The sequence below is a fragment of the Stenotrophomonas maltophilia group sp. vghtpe118 genome (genome assembly GCF_052605195.1).
On the sequence record NZ_CP199672.1, the window covers coordinates 906,150 to 928,105 of the forward strand.

19 protein-coding genes and 1 pseudogene are annotated in these 21,956 nt (G+C 66.6%); 11 read left to right on the forward strand and 9 right to left on the reverse strand.

Going from position 1 to position 21,956, the window contains the following annotated elements; all coding sequences use genetic code 11:
• Nucleotides 1-24: 24 nt before the first annotated feature.
• Both ACUDTM_RS04260 and ACUDTM_RS04265 read right to left on the reverse strand, forming a co-directional pair.
• Complete coding sequence (locus ACUDTM_RS04260) at nucleotides 25-336, reverse strand: DUF3817 domain-containing protein (protein ID WP_032129991.1); 312 nt, start codon at nucleotides 334-336, stop codon at nucleotides 25-27.
• A gap of 177 nt (nucleotides 337-513) precedes the next feature.
• Nucleotides 514-1,449: a TIGR03571 family LLM class oxidoreductase gene (locus ACUDTM_RS04265; protein ID WP_445391185.1), complete on the reverse strand. Its 936-nt coding sequence runs from the start codon at nucleotides 1,447-1,449 to the stop codon at nucleotides 514-516.
• Nucleotides 1,450-1,515: 66 nt separating this feature from the next.
• Between ACUDTM_RS04265 and ACUDTM_RS04270 the strand changes: the two genes are divergently transcribed.
• The 5 genes from ACUDTM_RS04270 to ACUDTM_RS04290 all read left to right on the forward strand — a co-directional run bounded on the left by ACUDTM_RS04270 (nucleotide 1,516) and on the right by ACUDTM_RS04290 (nucleotide 5,325).
• A complete protein-coding gene (locus ACUDTM_RS04270; RefSeq protein ID WP_188240903.1) occupies nucleotides 1,516-1,965 on the forward strand; it encodes a GNAT family N-acetyltransferase in 450 nt (149 codons plus the stop codon).
• A 120-nt stretch (nucleotides 1,966-2,085) separates the two neighbouring features.
• On the forward strand, nucleotides 2,086-3,606 hold the full coding sequence (locus ACUDTM_RS04275) for a thioredoxin family protein (RefSeq protein WP_188241089.1): 1,521 nt from the start codon (nucleotides 2,086-2,088) through the stop codon (nucleotides 3,604-3,606).
• Between the two features lie 182 nt (nucleotides 3,607-3,788).
• The gene (locus ACUDTM_RS04280) at nucleotides 3,789-4,418 is read left to right on the forward strand and encodes a superoxide dismutase (RefSeq protein WP_088496844.1); all 630 of its coding nucleotides are present in this window, start codon (nucleotides 3,789-3,791) and stop codon (nucleotides 4,416-4,418) included.
• On the forward strand, nucleotides 4,415-4,993 hold the full coding sequence (locus ACUDTM_RS04285) for a flavin reductase family protein (protein ID WP_188240902.1): 579 nt from the start codon (nucleotides 4,415-4,417) through the stop codon (nucleotides 4,991-4,993). Before ACUDTM_RS04280 ends, ACUDTM_RS04285 begins: the two co-directional genes overlap by 4 nt.
• On the forward strand, nucleotides 4,990-5,325 hold the full coding sequence (locus tag ACUDTM_RS04290) for a tetratricopeptide repeat protein (protein ID WP_072167526.1): 336 nt from the start codon (nucleotides 4,990-4,992) through the stop codon (nucleotides 5,323-5,325). The genes ACUDTM_RS04285 and ACUDTM_RS04290 overlap by 4 nt, the downstream gene beginning before the upstream one ends.
• Before the next feature lie 5 nt (nucleotides 5,326-5,330).
• On the opposite strand, the gene ACUDTM_RS04295 is transcribed toward ACUDTM_RS04290, so the two are convergent.
• Nucleotides 5,331-6,479, reverse strand: a complete 1,149-nt coding sequence (locus ACUDTM_RS04295; RefSeq protein WP_072167525.1) for a fatty acid desaturase family protein — start codon at nucleotides 6,477-6,479, stop codon at nucleotides 5,331-5,333.
• Nucleotides 6,480-6,490: 11 nt separating this feature from the next.
• Nucleotides 6,491-7,561 carry a ferredoxin reductase gene (locus tag ACUDTM_RS04300; protein ID WP_172412121.1) on the reverse strand — a complete coding sequence of 357 codons (1,071 nt, stop codon included), beginning with the start codon at nucleotides 7,559-7,561 and terminating at the stop codon, nucleotides 6,491-6,493.
• A gap of 92 nt (nucleotides 7,562-7,653) precedes the next feature.
• Between ACUDTM_RS04300 and fabR the strand changes: the two genes are divergently transcribed.
• From fabR to ACUDTM_RS04315, 3 genes and pseudogenes are all read left to right on the forward strand, one after another.
• Entirely contained in the window at nucleotides 7,654-8,310 is a 657-nt protein-coding gene (gene fabR / locus ACUDTM_RS04305) for an HTH-type transcriptional repressor FabR (protein WP_005416927.1), read from the forward strand.
• A 277-nt stretch (nucleotides 8,311-8,587) separates the two neighbouring features.
• Nucleotides 8,588-10,747, forward strand: coding sequence for a TonB-dependent receptor plug domain-containing protein (locus tag ACUDTM_RS04310; RefSeq protein WP_072167523.1), 2,160 nt, complete (start codon nucleotides 8,588-8,590; stop codon nucleotides 10,745-10,747).
• Nucleotides 10,737-11,284, forward strand: a pseudogene (locus ACUDTM_RS04315) (thioredoxin-like domain-containing protein). The gene ACUDTM_RS04310 and the pseudogene ACUDTM_RS04315 overlap by 11 nt, the downstream one beginning before the upstream one ends.
• 78 nt (nucleotides 11,285-11,362) lie before the next feature.
• Here ACUDTM_RS04315 and mntR read toward each other — a convergent pair.
• A complete protein-coding gene (gene mntR / locus ACUDTM_RS04320) occupies nucleotides 11,363-11,827 on the reverse strand; it encodes a manganese-binding transcriptional regulator MntR (protein WP_005416934.1) in 465 nt (154 codons plus the stop codon).
• Nucleotides 11,828-11,943: 116 nt separating this feature from the next.
• On the opposite strand from mntR, the gene ACUDTM_RS04325 reads away from it, so the two are divergent.
• Nucleotides 11,944-13,275: an Nramp family divalent metal transporter gene (locus ACUDTM_RS04325; RefSeq protein ID WP_353762333.1), complete on the forward strand. Its 1,332-nt coding sequence runs from the start codon at nucleotides 11,944-11,946 to the stop codon at nucleotides 13,273-13,275.
• A gap of 118 nt (nucleotides 13,276-13,393) precedes the next feature.
• Here the strand turns inward: ACUDTM_RS04325 and ACUDTM_RS04330 are convergent, their stop codons facing one another.
• The 4 genes from ACUDTM_RS04330 to ACUDTM_RS04345 form a co-directional block, all read right to left on the reverse strand.
• Complete coding sequence (locus ACUDTM_RS04330) at nucleotides 13,394-13,720, reverse strand: thioredoxin family protein (protein WP_058982346.1); 327 nt, start codon at nucleotides 13,718-13,720, stop codon at nucleotides 13,394-13,396.
• A complete protein-coding gene (locus tag ACUDTM_RS04335; protein ID WP_080376919.1) occupies nucleotides 13,692-14,159 on the reverse strand; it encodes a flavodoxin in 468 nt (155 codons plus the stop codon). Before ACUDTM_RS04335 ends, ACUDTM_RS04330 begins: the two co-directional genes overlap by 29 nt.
• A 25-nt stretch (nucleotides 14,160-14,184) precedes the next feature.
• Nucleotides 14,185-15,225, reverse strand: a complete 1,041-nt coding sequence (locus ACUDTM_RS04340) for a ribonucleotide-diphosphate reductase subunit beta (protein ID WP_061479853.1) — start codon at nucleotides 15,223-15,225, stop codon at nucleotides 14,185-14,187.
• A gap of 70 nt (nucleotides 15,226-15,295) precedes the next feature.
• Nucleotides 15,296-17,659, reverse strand: coding sequence for a ribonucleoside-diphosphate reductase subunit alpha (locus ACUDTM_RS04345; RefSeq protein ID WP_227837702.1), 2,364 nt, complete (start codon nucleotides 17,657-17,659; stop codon nucleotides 15,296-15,298).
• A gap of 431 nt (nucleotides 17,660-18,090) precedes the next feature.
• On the opposite strand from ACUDTM_RS04345, the gene ACUDTM_RS04350 reads away from it, so the two are divergent.
• Entirely contained in the window at nucleotides 18,091-19,068 is a 978-nt protein-coding gene (locus tag ACUDTM_RS04350) for a zinc-binding dehydrogenase (RefSeq protein WP_072167519.1), read from the forward strand.
• A 232-nt stretch (nucleotides 19,069-19,300) separates the two neighbouring features.
• On the forward strand, nucleotides 19,301-21,928 hold the full coding sequence (locus tag ACUDTM_RS04355) for a TonB-dependent receptor (RefSeq protein WP_072167518.1): 2,628 nt from the start codon (nucleotides 19,301-19,303) through the stop codon (nucleotides 21,926-21,928).
• Nucleotides 21,929-21,956: the final 28 nt, after the last annotated feature.

A 21,956-nucleotide genomic window follows, 5' to 3' on the forward strand; every position in this document is an offset into this window, starting at 1 on the left:
TTGAATGGGCCCGCAACAGTGGGTTCAGCGCATTGCACGCAAGCCGAGCAGGCCACGGCGCTTGAACCACCACTCCAACGGCAGCGTCACCAGCGGCGGGATCGCTGCCAGCAGGGCCAGGGCACTGGCCCACCACGGCCAGCGCAGGCGCACCGCCGCAAACAGCGTCACCGCCACATAGACCAGGAAGGCCACGCCGTGCAGCGGCCCGAACAGCTTCACCAGCGCCACGTTGGCCATCGGGCCGTATTTCATCCACATGCCGATGAGCAGGCCGGCCCAGGTCACGGCCTCGATGAAGGCGACCGCGGCGAACAGGCGTCCGGTCGGGTGCATGGGGGAACGTTGGGTCACACGGGGCTCCGGCAGCGGGGTATCAAATGCGAATGATACGCAGATGCCTGCTGCATGTAGAGTCGAGCAGTGCTCGACTGCTTCTGCCTCGGCCACTGAAGGAAACACTCAGCAGTTCAGCGGGCGCAGCGGTGAGAGCGTGTCCACCAAGGTGTACACCTACCCGAGCATATGCGGCAGAACCTGCTCCCCGATCTCACGCAGCACCGCGTCCATCGGCCGCCCGTTGTCGACCAGATTGAACATCACGTGCGCCACGCCCTGCCCATGCACGCGCAGCAGATAGTCACGCAGGCCATCGCGGCCGACCTTCAGGCCCAGCGGCAGCGGCTCGGGGGGCGCCTGCGGATCCGCCTGCAGATCCAGCAGCATCGACTGCACGAATGGCTTGCCTGGTCCGCCGCGCTGCGCCAGCGCCTGCTGCCACAGGCCGATGCGCCCCTCCTGCGCGGCCTCCTCACGATGATAGGTGACCCAGCCTTCGGCCTCGCGCGCGATCCACTGCAGGCTCTGCCGTGCGGTACCCACCACCAGCATCGGAACGCGGGTTGCCGGCGCCGGAAGTACGTCGAAGCCACCGGTCGCCTGCAGTACGGCGCTCCGCTCATCGGTCTCCGGTGACAGCGCCGCGCGCAGCAACGTCCAGCGCTCACGGAAGGTCGCCGCCCTGCCCTCCAGATCCTCGCCGAATGCAGCGAATTCTTCCGGGCGATCACCCGAACCCAGCCCCAGCACGAACCGCCCGCCGCTGATCCGGTCCAGGCTCAACGCCGACTTCGCCACCTGCAGCGGCTGCCGCAATGGCAGCACGATGGCCGCGCTGCCGACCACGATGCGCTCGGTCGCAGCGGCCAGCATGCCCAGCCACAGGAACGGATCGTCCAGCGCACTTGCTTTCGCGTCCGGCCCCTGCGGCACCATCAGCGGCACATCGCGCGCCCATAGCGCGGCAAAACCAAGATCGTCGGCCAACCGCGCGATGCGCCGCGCCTCATGCGGATCGGCCAGCCCCTGCGACGCCACCGGCGTCATCAGGCCCAGGCTCAAGCCCTGCCCTGGAAACAACGCAGCGTACGCGGGATTGAAATCACTCATGCCTGCAGCTTAGCGTGCAGGCACGGGGCAGCGATGACGCGCAGCCCGCCACGGGAAGAACACTGCATGCCGACGATCCGCCCTGCCCGCGTCGATGACCTGCCCGCGATCAGCGCGGTGTGCCTGGCCGCGTTCACTGCGGCGGTGGCGCCCTCGCTCAGCGCAGCCGGCATCGCCACGTTCGGCAATGTCGCCGCCGCCGATGCGTTCGGTGAACGCCTGGACGGCGACAACCATCTCCTGGTGGCCGAGCAGGACGGCCGTATCGTCGGCGTGGTCGAGTTGAAGGAAGGCCGCCACCTGGCGATGCTGTTCGTCGATCCCGCCTGCCAGGGACAGGGCATCGGCCATGCACTGTTCGAGGCGGTGCTGCCGCAGGTACGCGAGCCGGTCCTGACCGTACGCGCATCGCTCAATGCTGTGCCCACCTATCTGCGCTATGGCTTCGTGGTTGACGGTGAGGCCGGCGAGTTCAACGGACTGGTCTACCAGCAGATGGTGCGGGCGGCCGCCTGAAGGCACGGCCCCCGGCAATGCCCGGGGGGCGTCATGCCTCGCCGCATGCCCGTCATAAGCAAACTGAATCAGCGGGTTCCCTGCGCGTTCCTACAATGCCCTGTCACCTTGCCCTTCGAGATGCTGCCGATGCGCGTCGCGCTTTCCATGTTGCTGCTGGCTTCGGCGCTGAGCGCCTGCACCCCGGCCCCGGTTTCCACCGCCAACTCCGCCGAGGCACCTGCGCCGGCCAAGGGAATCGCGTGGCGCCAGGGTGACGTCGATGATGCCTTCGCCGAAGCCGCCGACAGCGGCAAGCCGGTGCTGCTGTACTGGGGCGCGGTCTGGTGCCCGCCGTGCAACCAGCTCAAGGCCGGCCTGTTCAAGGACCCGGCCTTCATCGCCTTGACCGGCAAGTTCGTGCCGGTCTACCTGGATGGCGACGAGGAAGGTGCGCAGGCCTGGGGCGAACGCTTCGGGGTGCGCGGCTACCCGACCCTGATCGTGCTGGACCCACAGCGCAATGAACTTACCCGCGTGGCCGGTGGCAACGACGCCGCCGAACTGACCCGGGCATTGACCGTCGCGGCCGGGCGCCGCAGCGCCATCGCCGCCACCCTGGCGACGGCACTGGCCACGCCGGAAAAATTGGCCGCCGAAGACTGGCAGGTACTGGGCGACTACGGCTGGGAAGTCGACGCCAACCGTCTGGCTGGCGGGCGCAGGGGCCAGGATGTACTGCGCCAGCTGTCCAAGGCCGCACCCGACGCGGCGCTGCAACGCCGCTTCGCCCTGCTGGCCCTGGCCACCGCCGACACGCCCGCCAGCTCGCCTACCGAAGTACGCGAGCTGCTGCAGGCCGTGCTGGCGCAGCCGGCCGAAGTCCGCCGCAACCGTGAGTTGCTGGGCTATGCAGGCGCACAGTTGGTCCAGCAGGCCAGCGCCGGCCCAGCCACCCGCAACACGCTGGGGCAGCAGCTGCTGGTCGCGCTGGAGCGCGCAGATGCCGAGCGCGGCGACCGCGCCGACGACGCATTGTCGCGCGCACTGACGGAAGTATCGCTGGCCCGCCAGCAGCAGCCGAAGGGCGCACTGCCCGCGCCGCTGGTTGATCGGGTCAAGCAGCGCGTGGCCGCGGCCGACGCCACCGCCACTGATGCGCATGCACGCCAGGCCACGATCAGCAGCGCGGTCTACGCACTGCGCCAGGTCGGTGACGACGCCGGTGCCGAGGCGTTGTTGCTGGCGGAGCTGAAGCGCAGCGAGCAGCCCTACTACTACATGCCCGAGCTGGCCGAACTGGCCGAGCAGCGCGGCGACACTGCCGGTGCGCTGGAGTGGTTGAAGCGTGCCTACGACGGTGCGCAGGGCCCGGCCACCCGCGTGCAATGGGGCGTGCTGTACGTGGAAGGGTTGCTGAAGCTGGCGCCGAACGACGCGCCGCGCATCGAGCAGGCCACCGCCTCGCTGATCGCCGAACTGGAGGCGCAGCCGTCGGGCTACCACCAGCGCACCCGCCAGCGCTTCGAACGCCTGGCCGGGCGGTTGAAGACGTGGAGCGGGAAGCACCAGGGTGCCGAGACACTGGCGCGGCTGCAGCAGCGGATGCAGCAGGCGTGCGGGGATCAGGTGGATGGCGCGTGCAAGGATTGGTTGAGTTGAGGTAGTGAAAGGTAGTGCCGGCCGCTGGCCGGCAATCAGGGCGGGTCGGGTTGCCGGCCAGCGGCCGGCACTACCATGCCTCGATGTCCATCGCTTCTTCCCTTGACCTCAACCAATGTTGAGGTGCGATAACGATCTCCCCACGGCCAGCCCCTCTGGCCTTCCCCACGGAGATTGCTTCGATGTCGTACTCGCTTCCCCCGCTCCCCTACGCCTACGACGCCCTCGAGCCGCACTTCGATGCGCGCACGATGGAGATCCACCACAGCAAGCACCACCAGACCTACGTCAACAACCTCAATGCCGCCATCGAGCAGGCCGGCATCGCCGAGCAACCGGTCGAGGCGCTGATCGCCAACCTCGATGCCGTGCCCGAGGCGCAGCGTGGCGCGGTGCGCAACAACGGCGGTGGCCACGCCAACCACAGCCTGTTCTGGACCGTGCTCAGCCCCAGCGGTGGTGCACCCGATGATGAACTGGCCGCCGCCATCGACCGTGACCTTGGCGGCTTCGATGCGTTCAAGGATGCCTTCAGCAAGGCAGCGCAGACCCGCTTCGGCAGTGGCTGGGCCTGGCTGACCAGCGATCGCGATGGCCGCCTGCAGGTGGAAAGCAGCGCCAACCAGGACAGCCCGCTGATGGGTGCAGCCGTCGGCCTGTCCGGCAACACCCCGATCCTCGCACTGGATGTCTGGGAACACGCCTACTACCTGCACTACCAGAACCGTCGCCCGGACTACATTGGTGCGTTCTTCAACATCATCAACTGGGCCGAGGTCGGCCGGCGCTACCGCCAGGCCCGGGCCTCATGAGCGGCGAGACACTGCCCTACGCCGGGCCGTGGGCGGGGGTGTTCCCCGCCCCGGTCCCGGTGCCATCGGTCGAGATGCCGCCGCGTGCCCTGCGGCGGCTGCTCGGCCATTTCCCGACCGGCGTGGTCATCGTCTGCGCGCGCGATGCACAGGGCAAGCCGGTCGGCCTGACCATCAACTCGTTCGTACCGGTCTCACTGCAGCCCCCTTTGGTGCTGTGGAACCTGGCGTTGCACGCGCAGAGCCTGTCCACCTTCCAGCGTGCCACACGCTTTGCGCTCAGCGTGCTGGCGGCCGACCAGGAGGCACTGGCCCGGCGCTTTGCCGATCCGCAGGTGCGCAACCGCTTCGACGGCCTGGCATTGCTGGATGACGACGAGGACGCCCCACCGCGCATCGCCGGTGCGGTCGCCCATCTCACCTGTACCCGCCACGCGCAGTGGCCGGTAGGCGATCACCTGCTGCTGGCCGGCCGCATCATCGAAGTGCACGAGAACGGCGGCACGCCACTACTGTTCCATCGCGGCCGCTTCCAGCCCGGCCCGGCCGAACTGCTGGTGGAGGTGCGCGGATGAACATCGAAGCTCTGGAATGCATGCTTGCCGCAGGCAAGGACGGCGCGCTGCTGCGCTTCGGCCTGGGCAAGGGCTGGCTGGATGCCGGCAACCCGGTACGCGCGGCAACCCACCTGGGCCGCTGCGTGGTGCTTGATCCGCATTACTCGGCAGCCTGGAAGCTGCTGGGCAAAGCCTGGCTGGCCAGTGGCCAGCCACAGGCGGCCCGTGAGGCATGGCAGCGCGGCTTGAGCGTGGCCGGCAGCAAGGGCGACCAGCAGGCGCGCAAGGAAATGCAGGTGTTCCTGCGACGCCTGGACCGCGAGCAGGCCGCCCTGGCGAAGGCGGGCTGAGTCGATCAGCCCGCGTTGGCCGATGCCGGTGCGGACATGATGTCCGGCATCGGCAGGCGGCGCGGCTTGCTCGGGAATGCGTGGCGCAGGATGCGCCAGACCACCTGGCCGAACTGGCGCGGCAGCGAGCCGTTGTTGTAGTGCTGGCCGTAGCGGCGGCAGATGTCCTTCACTTCCTTGGCGATGGCCGCATAGCGGTTGGCCGGCAGATCCGGGTAGAAATGGTGCTCGATCTGGTGGCTGAGGTTGCCCGACAGCACGTTGATCAGGAAGCCGCCGCTGATGTTGGACGAACCGCGCAGCTGGCGCAGGTACCAGTGGCCGCGCGACTCATTGCGCAGGCACTCCTTGGGGAAGGTTTCCGATTCGGCGGTGAAGTGCCCGCAGAAGATGATCACGTAGGTCCAGATGTTGCGCAGGCCGTTGGCAACCAGGTTGCCCAGCATCACGGTGAGGAAGAACGGACCCGCCAGCAGCGGGAAGAACACGTAGTCCTTCAGCACCTGGCGGGCCATTTTCCGCGCCACCGGGCGGGTCTGCATCCACATCGCACGGCCGCTGATGCGGCCCTTCAGCCACCGGCCCAGGCGCAGGTCCTGCGCGGCCACGCCCCACTGGAACAGCAGTGCGAAGATCGGCGCGATGATCGGCTGCAGCAGGTAGAACGGCTTCCAGCGCTGTTCCGGGAAGATCCGCAGCAGGCCATAGCCGATGTCATCGTCCATGCCTCGCACGTTGGTGTAGGTGTGGTGGCGGAAATTGTGGGTCTTGCGCCAGTTGTCGGCGGTGGCAACGATGTCCCACTCGTAGGTGTTGCCATTGAGCTTGGGATCACCGGTCCAGTCGAACTGGCCGTGCATCACGTTGTGGCCCAGCTCCATGTTCTCCAGGATCTTCGACAGCGCCAGCAGCAGCGTGCCGGTGATCGCGGCCGGCCACAGCAGCGGCATCCAGAACAGCGGCGAAAATGCCGCCAAGAACAGCAGGCCACGGCCACCCACGCCGAACCAGCGCACGGCGGCGGCCACGCGGCGGATGTAGCGGGTATCGGAGGCGCCGAGGCTGCCGATCACACGGTCGCGGATCGCGTCGAGTTCCTCACCGAAGGCATGCATCTCGGCAGTACTCAGGGCACGGTCGGTGGCGCGGGTCATGGCAGGCGTCCTCAGAGATCCAGGGTCAGGTCGGTGGTCGGTGCGCTCACGCAGATCCGTACCGGTTGTGCCGATTCGGACTGCAGGTCGCCGGTGCGCAGGTGGCGGGTGGCGCCACTGACGCGGTCACAGCTGCAGGTGTTGCAGATGCCCATGCGGCAGCCATGCTTGGGCTTGATGCCATGGGCTTCGAGGCTTTCCAGCAACGAGCGGCCGCGCGGCACGCTCAGCTGGCGGCCACTGCGGGCAAGGGTCAGCGACACTTCGCCTTCGCTGCTGGCGTCACGCAACGGCGCCGGCGGAGTGAATGCTTCCGCCTGGAAACCCGCAACCTGGTGCGCCAGGCGTTCGCGCGCAGCGGCAACGAATCCATCCGGGCCACAGGCCAGTACGTGGCGCTGCGCCAACGGGGTGTCATCGCCGGCCACCTGCAGATCGTGGGTATCGATGCGTGCGGCAGGCACATCACCTTCGCGGGTGGTCAGCAGGTGCACACGCAGGTTCGGCTGGCGCGCGGCCAGTGCCTGCAGCTCATCGCGGAACTGCAGCTGGGCGGCACTGCGCTCCCAGTAGAACAGGTCCACCGGCGCGGCCAGCGGGCGCTGGCAGGCTTCGCGCAGCAGGCTGCGCATCGGCGTGATGCCACTACCGGCCGCCAGCAGCAATACCGGAGCCGCGGCCGGCAGCTGGAATTCTCCGAACGCAGCCTCCAGGCGGAACAGCTCGCCCGGCTGCGCATGGTTGACCAGATGCTGGCTGACCCGGCCGCCCTCGACCGCCTTGACGGTGATCGCCAGTTCGCGCGGTCCCAGCGCAGTGGGGCTGTAGCTGCGCTGCCACAGGCGTCCTTCAATCTCCACGCCCAGGGTGACGTGCTGGCCCGCGCGCATGCCGGCCCAGTGCCGGTTGGTGCGCAGGACCAGGGTCGCCGCGCCCTCGCCGGCCGGCTCGCGCCGGACCAGGCGGGCCACCGGCTCACGCAGGGTCCACAGGGGATTGAGCTGGCCCGCCCAGAAATCGAACAGCGACGGCGAGACCCAGCGGTACGGAGAGAACAGGGATGGACGGACGACAGCGCTCATACGCGCACTATACGGGCGCACATACATCTGTGTATACATGTGTATATTGAACCGGATTGGGTATGATTCAGCCTCGCCCCACCGGAACCGCCATGGCCGCCGCCACCGTCTTGTCGACGCCTGAAGATGCCAACAGCCCGGCCCGCCGTACGGTGAGCCGCGAGGATCTGCTGGCCGCCGCCCTGAAACTGATCGGGCCGCACCGCAGCCTGTCCACGCTCAGCCTGCGCGAAGTGGCACGTGAGGCCGGCATCGCGCCGAACAGCTTCTACCGGCAGTTCCGCGACATGGACGAACTGGCCGTAGCGCTGATCGACGCGGCCGGCCGCTCGCTGCGCACCATCATCGGCGAGGCGCGCCAGCGTGCCACCTCCACCGCCACCAGCGTGGTGCGGGTCTCGGTGGAGACCTTCATGGAACAGCTGCGCGCCGACGACAAGCTGCTGCACGTGCTGTTGCGCGAAGGCGCGGTCGGCTCGGACGACTTCAAGCACGCAGTCGAACGCGAGCTGCATTATTTCGAGGAAGAGCTGCAGCACGACCTGGTGCGCCTGGCCGCACTGGATGGCGCCGTACTGCATGCCCCCGAACTGGTGGCCAAGGCCATCACCCGGCTGGTGTTCGCGATGGGTGCCACCGCCATGGACCTGCCGCCGGAGAAGGATCCGGAGCTGGTCGAACAGATCTCCACGATGATCCGCATGATCATCGTCGGCGCCCGCACGCCCGCCGCATTCCGCCGCGGCTGACGATCCGCTCCCGGGGCGGATCCCTTTCCAAAGGAAAGGGCTCTGACCCCGTCCCCACTGCCCCCACGACTATTCCATCCTCCGCCTATGACCAGCGGCAGGGTGGTCGCTGTCAGGTGTAATGTTATAACACCTGCATGATCTGACTCGACCGGCGCTCCACCCGAAATTGCTGCGGCTTCGTTATATAGCACTTGCTATATTCATAAGTCATTGCTTTCATATGCGTCAGCCAGGTCGCCCTCGCCGCCTTTCTTCCCACAAGGACGACGCCCTCATGCGCTCTATCCCCCACCGCTTCCGACGGTTGCCGCTGGCCGCCGCCATTGCACTGACCCTGCCGCTGCCTGCACTGGCCGACACTCCGAAACCGACCGAACTGGACCGTGTGCAGGTCAAGGTCAGCACCGCCACGCGCAGCGAACGCCTGTTGTCGGACGTGCCGATCCGCACCGAAGTGCTGCGCAAGGAAGACATTGCGCTGCGCGCGGCCACCGACTTCTCGCGCGCCGCCGAGTTGATCAACGGCCTGCGCGTGGAGAGCAACTGCCAGAACTGCAACACCAGCGAAGTACAGCTGCTGGGCCTGCCCGGCGCCTACAACCAGCTCCTGTTCGATGGCATTCCGCTGCTGTCCACGCTGGGCAGCGTGTACGGTCTGGAGCAGATCCCGGCCGGGTTCGTCGACCGCATCGAAGTGGTCAAGGGCGGCGGCTCGGCGCTGTACGGACCGGGCGCAGTTGCCGGTGTGATCAACCTGATTCCGCCGCTGCCGGCGCGCAGCGGTGGCCACGTGCAGGCCGGCGTGGATGTGCTGAAGGGTACGCCGCAGAAGAACGCCGACGTTCGACTGGACCTGGTCGCCAAGGACGCAGACGCCGGCCTGTCGGTGATTGCCCAGCGCAACTGGAACAGCGGCATCGACTACAACGGTGACGGCTACACCGAGATCACCCGCAAGAACCTCAAGGTCGGCGGGCTGCAGGCCTGGTACGCGCCCACGCCGGGCACGCGGCTGCGCCTGGACCTGCAGGTGACCGATGAAACCCGCCGCGGCGGCAACCGCCTGGACCAGCCAGAGTACCTGGCCAACATCGCCGAATCGCTGGATACGAAATACCGCCGCGGCAGCGTGTCGTGGGACCAGGAGATCACTGCCGACGTCGATTTCCGCCTGGCCTATGCCTTCGCCGACATCGACCGCGACAGCTTCTATGGTGGCCTGGGCGACGTGGTCACCGATCCCTCGGCGCCCGGCTATGACCCGTTGCAGCTGGACCGCAACGTGGCCGGCAGCGCGGCCTCGCGTTCGTGGCGCCAGTACGGCCGCACCCACAACCCGCTGCACTACATCGACAGCCAGTTGAACTGGCGCCGCGGCGCGCATGCGCTGGCCTTCGGTGTGCAGTACAAGCACGAGGCGCTGCGCGACGACAACCGCACCGGTGACGGGCAGCGTCTCGCGGTGCTGGAGGATGCGACCTTCCACAACCTGGGCGCCTTCATCCAGGACGAGTGGAGCCTGCGCGACAACGTCGACCTGGTACTGGGCGCACGCGTGGACAAGAGCTCGGAGCTGGACAGCGCGGTGTTCTCGCCGCGCATCGCGCTGGCCTGGCAGGCCACTCCGAACCTGAAATGGCGGGCGGGCGTCGCCACCGGTTTCCGTGCACCGGAGATTTTCGTCGAGGACGTACATGTCGATACCCTCGGTGGCGAGCAGGTGCGCGTGCGCAACACCGATGGCCTGAAAGAGGAACGCGCGTTGACCACCCTGTTCGGCTTCGACTGGCGTTCGGACCCGGCCAATCCGGTGTGGAGCTGGGATGCCACCGCCTCCCATGCACGCATCCGCGACACCTTCGCGCTGGGCGAGATCCAGCGCGGCGATGACGGCCAGCTGAGCCAGCTGCGCTACAATGCCTCCGGCTCGAACGTGCTGGGTGCGGAAACCAACCTCGGCTGGCAGCCGTCGCCGCAATGGCGCCTGACCGCCGGTGCCTCGTGGTACCGCTCGCGCTTCCGCGAACCGCAGCGCATCTTCGACGACACTGGCGACGGTGGCGATACCATCATCGAAAGCCGCGACTACCTGAAGACACCACGCTGGACCGGCCTGGCGCAGCTCAGCTGGATGCCTGCCGAACCGTGGGAAACCTTCGTCGCGCTGCGCCATACCGGGCCGATGTCGGTGCTGAACAACCGGCTGGGCGAGCTGCACCGCACGCGGTCATTCCTGGTCACCGACCTCGGAGCGCGCTGGCACCGCCATCTGGGCACGCAGGCGCAGCAGGAAGTGTCGGTGGCCGCGGGCGTCAAGAACGTGTTCGATCAGCGCCAGAAAGATCTGGAAGTGGGCGCGCTGCGTGACAGCGACTATGTCTACGGGCCGCGCTTTGCACGTTCGTGGTACGTCAACCTGCGCTATGCGTTCTGAAGCTCTGCGAGCGTTGGTGCTGGCCTGTGCCGTGCTGCTGGCCGCACCGGCGATGGCTGCGGACCTGCACGCGCAGGTTTCGGCCTCGCTGATGCGGCCGGAGCAGCGATCGCTACGGCCGATGCAGTGGTCGTCGCCGCCGAAACTGGTGGCGCTGTACTTCGGCGCCGACTGGTGTGCACCGTGCCATGCCTTCGTACCCACGCTGCGCAGCGTGCGTGATGCCCTGCGCCAAGCCGGCGCCGATACCGAAGTGGTGTACGTCAGCCAGGATGAGAGCGAGAGCGCGCTTCGCCGCTACATGCACGCGCAGGACATGCCGTGGCCGGTGCTGGACCCGCGCCGCGCCGCGCGCATGCCGGCACTGCAGGCATTGGCCGGATTGGCACCACCGAACCTGTGCTGATCGATGCGGATGGGAAGGTGCTGGCCAACGGATGGCAGGGCCGGCGCTATGAAGGCCTGCAGCCGGTGTTGAAGGAATGGACGAGACGCGCGTGCGCGCAGCAGCAGGCGCGCTGCCCGCCTGGATTGTAGATCCACGCCATGCGTGGATGCTCCCTGTCATCGCGCGAACAGCAGCCGAGCATGGCTCGGCTCTACAGGAAACGTGGCTCAGCCGCCCTCGGCCCTGCGCACGAATGCCTCGAACAGAGCCAGTGTCTGTTCGCTGACATGGTGCTCGATGCCCTCCGCATCGCGCCGCGCGGTATCTGCGTCCACCCCCAGCGCCAGCAGGAAACGCTCCACGGTCTGGTGGCGTTGGCGGCTGGCATGGGCCAGCGCCTCACCTTCCGGGGTCAGGAACACGCCACGGTACGGCCGCTGCACCACCCAACCATCACGGGCCAGGCGCCGCAGCATCTTCGCCACCGTAGGCTGGGCCACGCCCAGACGCGTCGCGATGTCGACCTGGCGGGCCTCGCCGCCGTCGGCCAGCAGGTCCGAGATCAGCTCGACATAGTCCTCCACCAGCTCCATCCGGTGCGCCTCGCGCACTTGCCGGAAGCTCTCGACCTGGCGCTCGGCCTCGATCAAGGGGGTGCTCTTCAGCGATGTCGAATCGTCGGTCTTGCCCACGCCTGCGCCTGTCCTTCCGGGGTGATCCGGTGTTGAACCTGAATTCTGGACCAGTAAAGCGATAAAGACGATTGTTTCACATTGCTAATGACTATAGCAGGAGCTATCTTCGGGCCATGAACACCCTGGCGCCCCGCGACCCTTCGGCCTCCACTCCGGCCAGCCTGGGCGCGCTCAACGCCTCGGTGGCGGTACCCGACAAGGGTCACTGGTGGTTCCGCCTGCTGGCCTTCCTCGGCCCGGGCTACATGATCTCGGTTGGCTACATGGACCCGGGCAACTGGGCCACCGACCTGGCCGGTGGTTCGCGCTTCGGCTACCTGCTGCTGTCGGTCATCCTCATTTCCAACCTGATGGCGGTGATCCTGCAGGCGCTGTCGGCACGGCTCGGCATCGCCACCGGCATGGACCTCGCGCAGGCCTGCCGCGCCCGCTACCCGAAGCCGGTGAACCTGGCACTTTGGGCGCTGTGCGAGGCGGCGATCATCGCCTGCGACCTGGCCGAGGTGATCGGCACCGCGATCGCACTGAAACTGCTGTTCGACCTGCCACTGCTCTGGGGTGCGGTGATCACTGCGCTGGATACGCTGCTGGTTCTGCTGCTGATGAACCGCGGCTTCCGTGCGCTCGAAGCCTTCGTGATCGCGCTGCTGATGGTGATCTTCGCCTGCTTCGTGGTGCAGATCGCGATGGCTGCCCCGCCAGTGATGGCGGTGCTGGGCGGATTCATTCCGCGCGCACAGGTGGTGACCGATCCGAACGCGCTGTACATTGCGATCGGCATCATCGGTGCCACGGTGATGCCGCATAACCTGTACCTGCATTCGTCCATCGTGCAGACCCGCGCCTACCCGCGCACGGATGAAGGCCGCCGCAGCGCGCTGCGCTGGGCGGTCACCGACAGCACCCTCGCGTTGACACTCGCATTGTTCATCAACGCCAGCATCCTGATCCTGGCGGCGGCGGTGTTCCATGCCAATGGCCGATTCGACGTGGAAGACATCGAGCAGGCCCACCAGCTGCTGGCGCCGATGCTGGGCGTGGGTGCGGCGGCGACCTTGTTCGCGGTGGCGCTGCTGGCGTCAGGCCTGAATTCGACAGTCACCGCGACGCTGGCCGGCCAGATCGTGATGGAAGGCTTCCTGCACCTGCGAATGCCGCCATGGCTGCGACGGCTGATCACACGTGCGCTGGCGATCATTCCGGTGGTGGTGGTGATCCTGCTGTTCGGCGATCAGGGCGCAGTGAAGCTGCTGGTGCTGAGCCAGGTGGTGCTGTCGATGCAGCTGCCGTTCGCGATCATTCCGCTGGTGCGGATCGTGACCGACAAGGTGACGATGGGGGCGCTGGTGGCGCCGCGCTGGCTGGGCGCGATCGCCTGGGTGATCGCGCTGGTGATTGTGGTGCTGAATGGGAAGCTGCTGGTGGATACCTTCAGCGGAGCCTGACGCCAAACCACGGACCCTGCCCCGGTAGATCCACGCCATGCGTGGATGCCCTTGTAGAGTCGAGCCATGCTCGACTCATCGCTCACCGCGCGAACGGCAGCCGAGCATGGGCTCGGCTCTACAAATGCAACGCGATCGCGGCTTCGATCTGCTGCGGCGACTGGAACCCGGCCAGGCGCGTGCGCTCATCACCGTCACGGAACAGCGAGAGGGTCGGCGTCTGCCGCAGCCCCAGCTCCCTGAAGAACGCCTCACCCAGCACCTCCAGCTGCACGCGCAGCAACGTGGTGCCCTGCCCCGCGACGCTGTTGGCCACCCGGTGCAGCGACATCTCCAGCATCCGGCATCCCGGGCAGTGGTCCTTGTGGAAATCCACCAGCACCCGCGGGTGCTCGGCCAGCAGCTGCTGGAACTGCTCAGGCGTGGTGGCGTCGATGATCTGCATCGTGGTTGCTCCAGTAGTGGGCCAGGATCGCATCGGTCCAGGCGTCGATGGCTGCGGCGTGACGCTCGCCATGCGGCATCTGCTCGATCTCGAGCGGCGGATAGTCGCTGCGGAAATAGCGGATCAGCCGGTGCACGGCGCCGCAGTAGTACGCCTGCCCCCACTGCGTTTCGCCGGTACCGAACACCGCCAGCTGGCGTGGCTGCTGACCGCGCTCGGCAATGCCGGCCACCCACGCCTTCATCTCCGCTGGCGTGCGCCCGGCGTTGTCGGTCCAGCAGCCCAGCAGCACCAAGTCGGCCTCATCGGCCGCCAGCGGCGGTGCCTGGCGCAGGTCGTCGGCCTCCTGCCAGTGCACCGCATGACCTGCCGCGCGGCAGCGCTCGGCGATCTGCCGGCCGAGTTCGCGGGTGTTGCCGCTCAAGGAGGCGACCACCATCAGGATGCTCAGCGCGGCGCCGGGCTCAGAGATCGTCGAAGCCGTTGTCGACATTGGTCTTCTTGTAACTTGCATTGCGCATCTCGAAGAAGTCGGTCTTGGTTTCGGTGAAGTTGTCGGCGTAGGCCTTGATCCACGGCATCACGTTGTCAGTGGTGTCGCTGTACAGGCGCTCGATCCCGAGCATGCCGGCCATCTTGTTGGCGCGGTACTTCACGTAGCGCACCATCTCGTCCACGTCGATGCCATCGATGCCATCCAGAACCTCCGACGACCACTGCGTCTCAAGCTCGATGGCATGTTCGAATGACTGGTGCACATAGGCGGTCAACTCATTGGTCTGCAGCTCGGGGTTTTCGCCGATGATGGCGCGGATCAGCTCGCTGATGAACTTGGTATGCGCCAGCTCGTCGCGATTGATGAAGCTGATGATCTTGCCGGTGCCGTTCATGCGGTTCTGCCGCACCATGTTGTAGAAGTACGCAAACCCGGAATAGAAGTTGATGCCCTCCAGGATCGAGGACTGGATCAACGACTTGAGCAGGGTCTCGGCGGTCTTCTCGCGCATGAAATCGTCATACGCGCCCATGATCGGGGCATTGCGCTTGATGATGGTCGGGTGGGTGCGGGCGATCTCGAAGATCCGGTTCTGGTTCGGCAGGTCGGTGATCGAGGCCAGCACGTAGCTGTAGCTCTCGTTGTGGATCACTTCCTGCTGGCCGATGATCGCCGCGTTGGCGTGCGCGGCCGGATCGGTGATGTACTCGGCCACGTTGTAGATGAAGCGCGTCTGCGGCGAATCGAGCGTGGCCAGCAGGCCGATGATCGAGTCGTAGGCGTTCTTTTCGCGCCCTGACAGCTCGCCGTACTGGCGCGCATCCAGCTTCATGTCCACTTCGTCGGGAATCCAGAAGTTGGTCGACAGCTCCTTGTAGGCCCGATAGAACGACGGGTACGGGATATCGTTCCAGTTGAGGATGCCGCTGGTCTGGCCGTTGATGATGCCGGTGCTGCGGTTGGGATGGCGTGGTTCGAGTATCTTGATGCGATCGAGGGGGGTTGCCATGGTTTATGCCTTCGTTCTCTTTCCTTCGTGTTGCCGGCCAGCGGCCGGCACTACCGTGGGCCGCCGGTGGTCAGCTTGAACACCACTCGCATTCGCTGATGTCGATGTCGTTGGAGCGCACGTAGTAGGTGGTCTTCAGGCCTTCGCGCCAGGCGCTCAGGTGCAACTCCAGCAGCGTGCTGGCGCGGATGGTGCTGGGCACGTACAGGTTGAAGCTGATCGACTGGTCGACATGGCGCTGGCGGCGCGCGTTCTGGCGCACGCTGGCGAACTGGTCGACCTTGTAGGCACCCTTCTCGTAGTACGGCCAGGTCTCCAGCGACAGACCCGGCGCCGCCACCGGCCGCCGGAAGTCCTTCTTTTCCTCGTAGTAGAACGCGCTGTAGATCGGGTCGATGGAGGCCGTGGAGCCTGCAATCTGCGCGGTGCTCATGTTCGGCGCAACTGCAAGCAGCCAACCGTTGCGCAGGCCATGCCTGGCGACTTCGCGGGCCAGGCTGTCCCAGGCCGCGCCGCTGTAGCCGCGGTCACGGAAGTAGCGTCCGTTGTGCCAATCGCTGCCGGCGAACATGGGGTAGCTGCCCTTCTCCCGCGCCAGTTGCGCGCTGGCCTGGATGGTCAGGAAGTTGATGCGTTCGTAGAGACGGTCGGCCAATGCTTCGGCATCCGGAGATTCCCACTGGATCGCCTGCTGCGCCAGCAGGTGGTGCCAACCGAACGTGCCCAGGCCGATGGCACGGTACTTGTGGTTGGTGATCGTGGCCTGCGGCACCGGCAACGCGTTGAGGTCGATCACGTTGTCGAGCATGCGCACCTGGATCGGGATCAGGCGCTCCAGCACATCGGTGGCCAGCAGGTCATCAGGTGCACTGATCGCCCGGCCGAGGTTGATCGAGGACAGGTTGCAGACCACGAAGTCACCGGCACGGCGCGTGGTGACGATCTGGTCGCCGCTGACGATCTCCTGGATCATCCGCGTCGGGCTCATGTTCTGCAGGATCTCGGTGCACAGGTTGCTGGAATAGATCATGCCCGCGTGCTTGTTCGGGTTCCTGCGATTGACCTCGTCGCGGTAGAACAGGAACGGGTTGCCGGTTTCCAGCTGGCTGAGCATGATCCGCTTGAACAGATCGATGGCCTTCACCGTGCGGCGGCTGATGCGCTCATCGGCCACCAGCTCGGCATAGCGGTCGCGGAAGCTGCCCGAACCGCGCTTCTCATCGTAGAAGTCCTGCAGGTACCAGCCCTTGGCCTGCTTCACCTCGTGCGGGTCGAACAGGTACCAGTCGGCGCGGCGTTCGACCGCTTCCATGAACAGGTCGGGTACGCACACCGAGGTGAACACATCGTGCGCGCGCAGGCGCTGGTCACCGTTGTTGAGGCGCAGGTCCATGAAGGCTTCGATGTCGCGGTGCCAGATGTCCAGGTATACCGCCACCGCGCCCTTGCGCTGGCCAAGCTGATCAACCGACACCGCCGTGTTGTTGAGCTGCTTGATCCACGGCACCACGCCACCGGAGGAATTGGCCACACCGCGGATCGGCGCGCCGCTGCTGCGCACGTAGCCCAGGTAGGCGCCAACACCGCCGCCGTGCTTGGACACGCGCGCGATATCGGTGTTGGAGTCATAGATGCCCTGCAGGCTGTCGTCCACCGTGTCGATGAAGCAGCTGGACAGCTGGCCGCCCACCTTGCCGGCGTTGGCCAGGGTCGGCGTAGCCACCGTCATGTACAGGTTGGACAGCGCCCAGTACGCCTCGCCGACCAGCTGCATGCGGCGTTCGCGCGGCTTTTCCTCCTGCATCAGGTACAGCGCAATGGTCAGCCAGCGCTCCTGCGGCAGCTCATAGACCTCGCGGCTGCGGTCGCTGGCCAGATAGCGCGTGGCCAGCAGGTACAGGCCGTTGTAGGCGAACAGGCGGTCGCGTTCCGGATCGATCATCTCACCGGCCTGCTGCAGCTCTTCCTTGGAATAGCAGCGCAGGATGTCGTTGCTGTAGATGCCACGATCGGCGAGGCTTTCCTGCAGGCCCACGTAGGAGCCGTACTTCAGGCTGACATCGTAGAAGCGGTTGCGGCTGGCACGCTTGTACAGGCGACGCAGGTAGATGCGCGCGGCGAACTGTTCCCACTCGGGCGCGACCAGGTCCACCCGCGATTCCGCCTCGCGGATCAGCAGATCGACCAGGTCATCGGCGCTGATGCTGGGCTTGCGCTCGACCATTGCCTGCACCACGCGGCGGTAGTCGCTCACATCCAGCTGCGGGAACTCGGCATGCACGGCATCGATGCTGCGCTGCAGCCGCTCAGCGTCGAACGGCAGGCGGCGGTTGCCGGCCTCCTTGGTGATCCAGGTCGGCACGCGCTCGCCACCAGCGCGCAAAGCGTCGCCGGCGCCGGCCAGATCGGCCGCGCGGAAGGTACTGTCGGTCATGGTGGTGAAACTCCAGGCTCGCACGCGCTTTGGCGGTCGATGCCATGGCGGCCCTGGACGCGATACCGGCGCACGGGGCAAACGGGTGGATTGCCAGGGTGCGGGAACGGAGGTCGTCGGCATCTGCCTGCGCCTGCGGCCGGTATCCGGGCCGTGGGGGCGACCTGCGTCCGCACGGTGGCGGCCGCGTCGACACGGCAAGCCTTCAGGGGCGGGCCGTGGGACGTTTGCTGCATGTCCGGCGGCGGCGGCTGACCGGGAGTGACGGCCACAACATAGTGGGGATGACTCGAACCGTCAACACAAGATGCGGTAATCACGACATGCCGCGACGATCAGTCGCAGGATGCCGTGTTGCAGCAGCGACGCCTTGTCGACATGCCCTGCGTCCCCAGTTCGGTACAACATCCACTTTCCCCGGAACACCGCCCATGCGCGCTGCCCAGTACTCCTCCTTCGGCAACCCGGCCGACGTCCTCGCCATTGCCGATGCCGCCCTGCCCGAGCCCGGTCCCGGCGAGGTGCGCATCCGCACCGTGCTGGCCTCGATCCACAACCACGACCTGCTGACCGTGCGTGGCCTCTACGGGTACAAGCCGACACTGCCTGCGATCGGTGGCAGTGAAGCACTGGGCGTGGTCGATGCACTCGGCGATGGCGTGGACGGCCTGCAGATCGGCCAGCGGGTTGCCGCCGCCTCGGTGCACGGTACCTGGGCCGAAGCGTTCATTGCACCGGCACGCATGGTGATTCCGATGCCGGAGGCGATCCCGGACGAGATGGCCGCACAGCTGATCGCCATGCCGCTGAGCGCGCTGATGCTGCTGGAGTTCCTGCACGTCGAAGCAGGCCAGTGGATCGTGCAGAACACCGCCAACGGCGCGGTCGGCAAGTCGCTGGCGATGCTGGCAAAGGCGCGTGGCGTGCATGTGGCCAACCTGGTGCGCAACGCCGCTGCCGTGGCGCAGTTGCAGGCGCTGGGCATCGATCATGTGTTCGACACCTCGTTGGACGGGTGGAAGGATCGCGTTCGTGAAGCGACCGGCGAAGCACAGGCGGCGGCCGCCGTGGATTCCATCGGCGGCGACGCCAGCGGTGACCTGGTCGACCTGCTCGGCCACAACGGCACGCTGGTGTCGTTCGGGGTGATGAGCGGCGAACCGATGCGCGTCCCGGCCGGCGGCCTGATCTACAAGGAAGCGACGGTGAAGGGCTTCTGGGGCAGCAAGGTCAGCCAGGCGATGGCGGTGGAGGACAAGCGCCGGCTGGTGGGCGAGCTGCTGAAGCGTGCTGCTGGCGGCGAGCTGACGCTGCCGGTGGAGCAGATCTTCGCGCTGGACGACATCGCCCAGGCAGCGAAGGTCGCAGGAGGCTCGGGCCGCAACGGCAAGGTGCTGCTGCGGCCGTGATGGGCTGGCATTGCCTTCTGTAGAGCCGAGCCATGCTCGGCTGCTTTCCGGTCAGTGTGCGCAGCCGAACGTAGGCTCGGCTCTACAGGAGCGTGCGGACCAATGCTCCGCACTCCTCGCTCCGTTCATTAAGAACCTGTGCTGTATAACTGAATGCGCTTTCGTCATTGGAAGGCGCATGTACCTGCGTGCGGTACTGACGGCTCCTCCCCCGTTTGGCGTTGTCGCTTCCATGTACCGCACCACCCTGAACCTGCTAGCCGGCGCCATTGCGCTGAGCCTCACCGCCGGCGCTGCCGGCGCCGCTGAATCGGCCGATACCGGCAAGGACAGCACCACTCTCGGCACCGTGCTGGTGACCGGCTCCAACATCAAGCGCAGTGATACCGCCGGGCCGAACCCGGTGCAGATCGTCAGCCGCGAACAGATCGAGCAGACCGGCCGCTCCACCCTTACCGACGTGCTGCGCAACCTGTCGGCCAATGCCGGCAACAGTTTCGATGAGCAGTACACCGGCAGCTTCGCCGCCGGCTCTGCCTCGATCGGCCTGCGTGGCCTGTCACCGAAGAACACGCTGGTGCTGGTCAACGGCTACCGCGTGTCCAACTTCGGCTTCGCGCTCAATACCCAGGACACGTTCGTCGACCTCAACGCGTTGCCGATCAGCGCCGTCGAGCGCATCGAAGTGCTCAAGGACGGCGCCTCGGCGGTGTACGGTTCCGATGCCATCGCCGGCGTCATCAACATCATCCTGCGCAAGAACTTCCAGGGCGTGGAAGTGGGTGGCGGCTTCGGTACCGCCACCGAGGGCGGCTTGAACGAACGCAAGGCCAACCTGTTGGCCGGCTTCGGCGACCTGGAGCAGCAGGGCTGGAACGTGCTGTTCGGCTTGGACCTGCTCAAGCGTGATCGCCTCGACGCCGACCAGCGCGCCTATACCCGCAGCGGCGATTTCCGCGACAAGCCCGGCGGACGCCTGGCCGGCTGGCCCACCGCCGGTGGCAACTGGCTGAGCAACCCGCGTGCACCGCAGCCGTTCGCGAACTGCCCGGATGGCAGCCAGCTGCGCCCGTACAGCGACTTCGGCAGTACCCTGCCCGGCCAGGCCTGCGCCTTCAATGCGCAGCCGTTCAAGACCCTGCAGCCCGGCGCCGAGCGCCTGCAGGCCTCGTTGAGTGCAACCTACCGCTTCAATGACAGCGTCGAAGCGTTCGCCGACGTGCTGTACAGCCACAACAAGGCCGACCAGATCTTCAGCGCGCCGCTGACCGTCGGCCCGGGCCTGCGCGCGTATAACCCGGCCACCGGCACCCTGATCGACGTGCCGGCGGTGCTGCCGGTCGGCCACCCGAACAATCCGGGCAGCACGCCCCTGCCATTCGAGTACACCTTCTTCGACCTCGGCCCGCGCCTGAAGGACAACACCCAGGTGTTCTACCGTGCACTGGCCGGCGTGCGCGGCAGCGGTGAACGCTGGGACTGGGAAGTCGCGGCGCTGACCTCGCAGAGTGCGCAGCGCGAGTACGTCGACAATTTCGTCAACCGCTACGCGTTCGAACAGATCCTGCGCGATGGCAGCTACAACTTCCTCAACCCGTCCAGCACGCCGGGGGCACTGGATGCACTGCGCCTGCAGACCAAGCGTCCGGGCTGGTACAAGCTGCATTCGTTGAACCTGAAGGCCTCGACCTCGCTGTGGGAGCTACCGGCCGGTGCGATCGGCTTCGCCTGGGGTGCAGAGTTCCGCAAGGAATCACTGGACGCGCGCACCAGTGCACAGGTGCTGTCGGGCACCGAACTGCGCCCGGCCATCAACGTGGTGAACGGCGAGCGCCAGGTCAGCGCCGCCTACGCCGAACTGAGCGTGCCGCTGCATCGCACGCTGGAACTGCAGGTTGCGGGCCGCGGCGACCACTACGACGACTTCGGCAAGGCGTTCTCACCGAAGGTGGCGCTGCGCTGGCAACCGCTGGACAGCCTGCTGCTGCGCGGCTCGTTCTCCCGCGGCTTCCGTGCACCGTCGCTGCCGGAAATCGCACCCGGCCAGACCGTCAGCTATGGTTCGGTGATCGATCCGCTGGATCCGCTGCAGCCCGGCGGCAGCCGTGGCATCACCAACATCCGCACCGGCAACCCGGACCTGAAGGCCGAACGTTCGCGCAACTTCAACCTGGGTGCGGTGTGGTCGCCGGATGGCGATACCAGCATCGGCCTGGACTGGTACCGCATCGAGCAGGACAACCTGGTCAAGCCGGACAGCGCGCAGTTCATCGTCGACAACCCGACCCTGTTCCCGGGCCGCGTGCAACGTGATGCGCAGGGACGCATCCAGTTCATCACCAACCAGTACGCCAACCAGGGCGAGTTGACCACCTCGGGGCTGGACCTGGACGCCAGCCGTACCTTCCGTACCGACGGCTGGGGCACCTTCACCGTGGCCGGCAGCTGGACCCACCTGCTCAGCTTCAAGCAACCGCTGGTGGCCGGCCAAGCACCGTATGACGGCGCCGGCAACAACCGCCACGGCGCGCTGCCTCGCACCCGCGGCACCACCTCATTGAACTGGGCGGTGGGCGACTGGAGCAGCACGCTGAGCCTGCAGTACGTAAGCGGCTACGACCAGCGCGTGGCGACGGCGACCAGCAACCCGGGGCTGCGTGACCGCGTCAAGCCCTATCACCAGCTGGACCTGTATGTGGCGTACGAAGGGATTCCCAACACCACGCTGTCGCTGTCGGCGCTGAACCTGACCGACAAGGACCCGCCGTTCGACCCGGCTGGCGGTTCCAACGGTTTCGACATCAGCCAGTACAACCTGCGCGGGCAGTTCGTCTCGCTGGGTGCGCGCTACCGGTTCTGATTGCCACTGTAGAGCCGAGCCATGCTCG

Coding starts and splice junctions, on each gene's coding strand:
- ACUDTM_RS04260 (WP_032129991.1), bottom strand. CDS start 336: ATGCACCCGACCGGACGCCTGTTCGCCGCGGTCGCCTTCATCGAGGCC.
- ACUDTM_RS04265 (WP_445391185.1), bottom strand. CDS start 1,449: ATGAGTGATTTCAATCCCGCGTACGCTGCGTTGTTTCCAGGGCAGGGC.
- ACUDTM_RS04270 (WP_188240903.1), top strand. CDS start 1,516: ATGCCGACGATCCGCCCTGCCCGCGTCGATGACCTGCCCGCGATCAGC.
- ACUDTM_RS04275 (WP_188241089.1), top strand. CDS start 2,086: ATGCTGCCGATGCGCGTCGCGCTTTCCATGTTGCTGCTGGCTTCGGCG.
- ACUDTM_RS04280 (WP_088496844.1), top strand. CDS start 3,789: ATGTCGTACTCGCTTCCCCCGCTCCCCTACGCCTACGACGCCCTCGAG.
- ACUDTM_RS04285 (WP_188240902.1), top strand. CDS start 4,415: ATGAGCGGCGAGACACTGCCCTACGCCGGGCCGTGGGCGGGGGTGTTC.
- ACUDTM_RS04290 (WP_072167526.1), top strand. CDS start 4,990: ATGAACATCGAAGCTCTGGAATGCATGCTTGCCGCAGGCAAGGACGGC.
- ACUDTM_RS04295 (WP_072167525.1), bottom strand. CDS start 6,479: ATGACCCGCGCCACCGACCGTGCCCTGAGTACTGCCGAGATGCATGCC.
- ACUDTM_RS04300 (WP_172412121.1), bottom strand. CDS start 7,561: ATGAGCGCTGTCGTCCGTCCATCCCTGTTCTCTCCGTACCGCTGGGTC.
- fabR (WP_005416927.1), top strand. CDS start 7,654: ATGGCCGCCGCCACCGTCTTGTCGACGCCTGAAGATGCCAACAGCCCG.
- ACUDTM_RS04310 (WP_072167523.1), top strand. CDS start 8,588: ATGCGCTCTATCCCCCACCGCTTCCGACGGTTGCCGCTGGCCGCCGCC.
- ACUDTM_RS04325 (WP_353762333.1), top strand. CDS start 11,944: ATGAACACCCTGGCGCCCCGCGACCCTTCGGCCTCCACTCCGGCCAGC.
- ACUDTM_RS04330 (WP_058982346.1), bottom strand. CDS start 13,720: ATGCAGATCATCGACGCCACCACGCCTGAGCAGTTCCAGCAGCTGCTG.
- ACUDTM_RS04335 (WP_080376919.1), bottom strand. CDS start 14,159: ATGGTGGTCGCCTCCTTGAGCGGCAACACCCGCGAACTCGGCCGGCAG.
- ACUDTM_RS04340 (WP_061479853.1), bottom strand. CDS start 15,225: ATGGCAACCCCCCTCGATCGCATCAAGATACTCGAACCACGCCATCCC.
- ACUDTM_RS04345 (WP_227837702.1), bottom strand. CDS start 17,659: ATGACCGACAGTACCTTCCGCGCGGCCGATCTGGCCGGCGCCGGCGAC.
- ACUDTM_RS04350 (WP_072167519.1), top strand. CDS start 18,091: ATGCGCGCTGCCCAGTACTCCTCCTTCGGCAACCCGGCCGACGTCCTC.
- ACUDTM_RS04355 (WP_072167518.1), top strand. CDS start 19,301: ATGTACCGCACCACCCTGAACCTGCTAGCCGGCGCCATTGCGCTGAGC.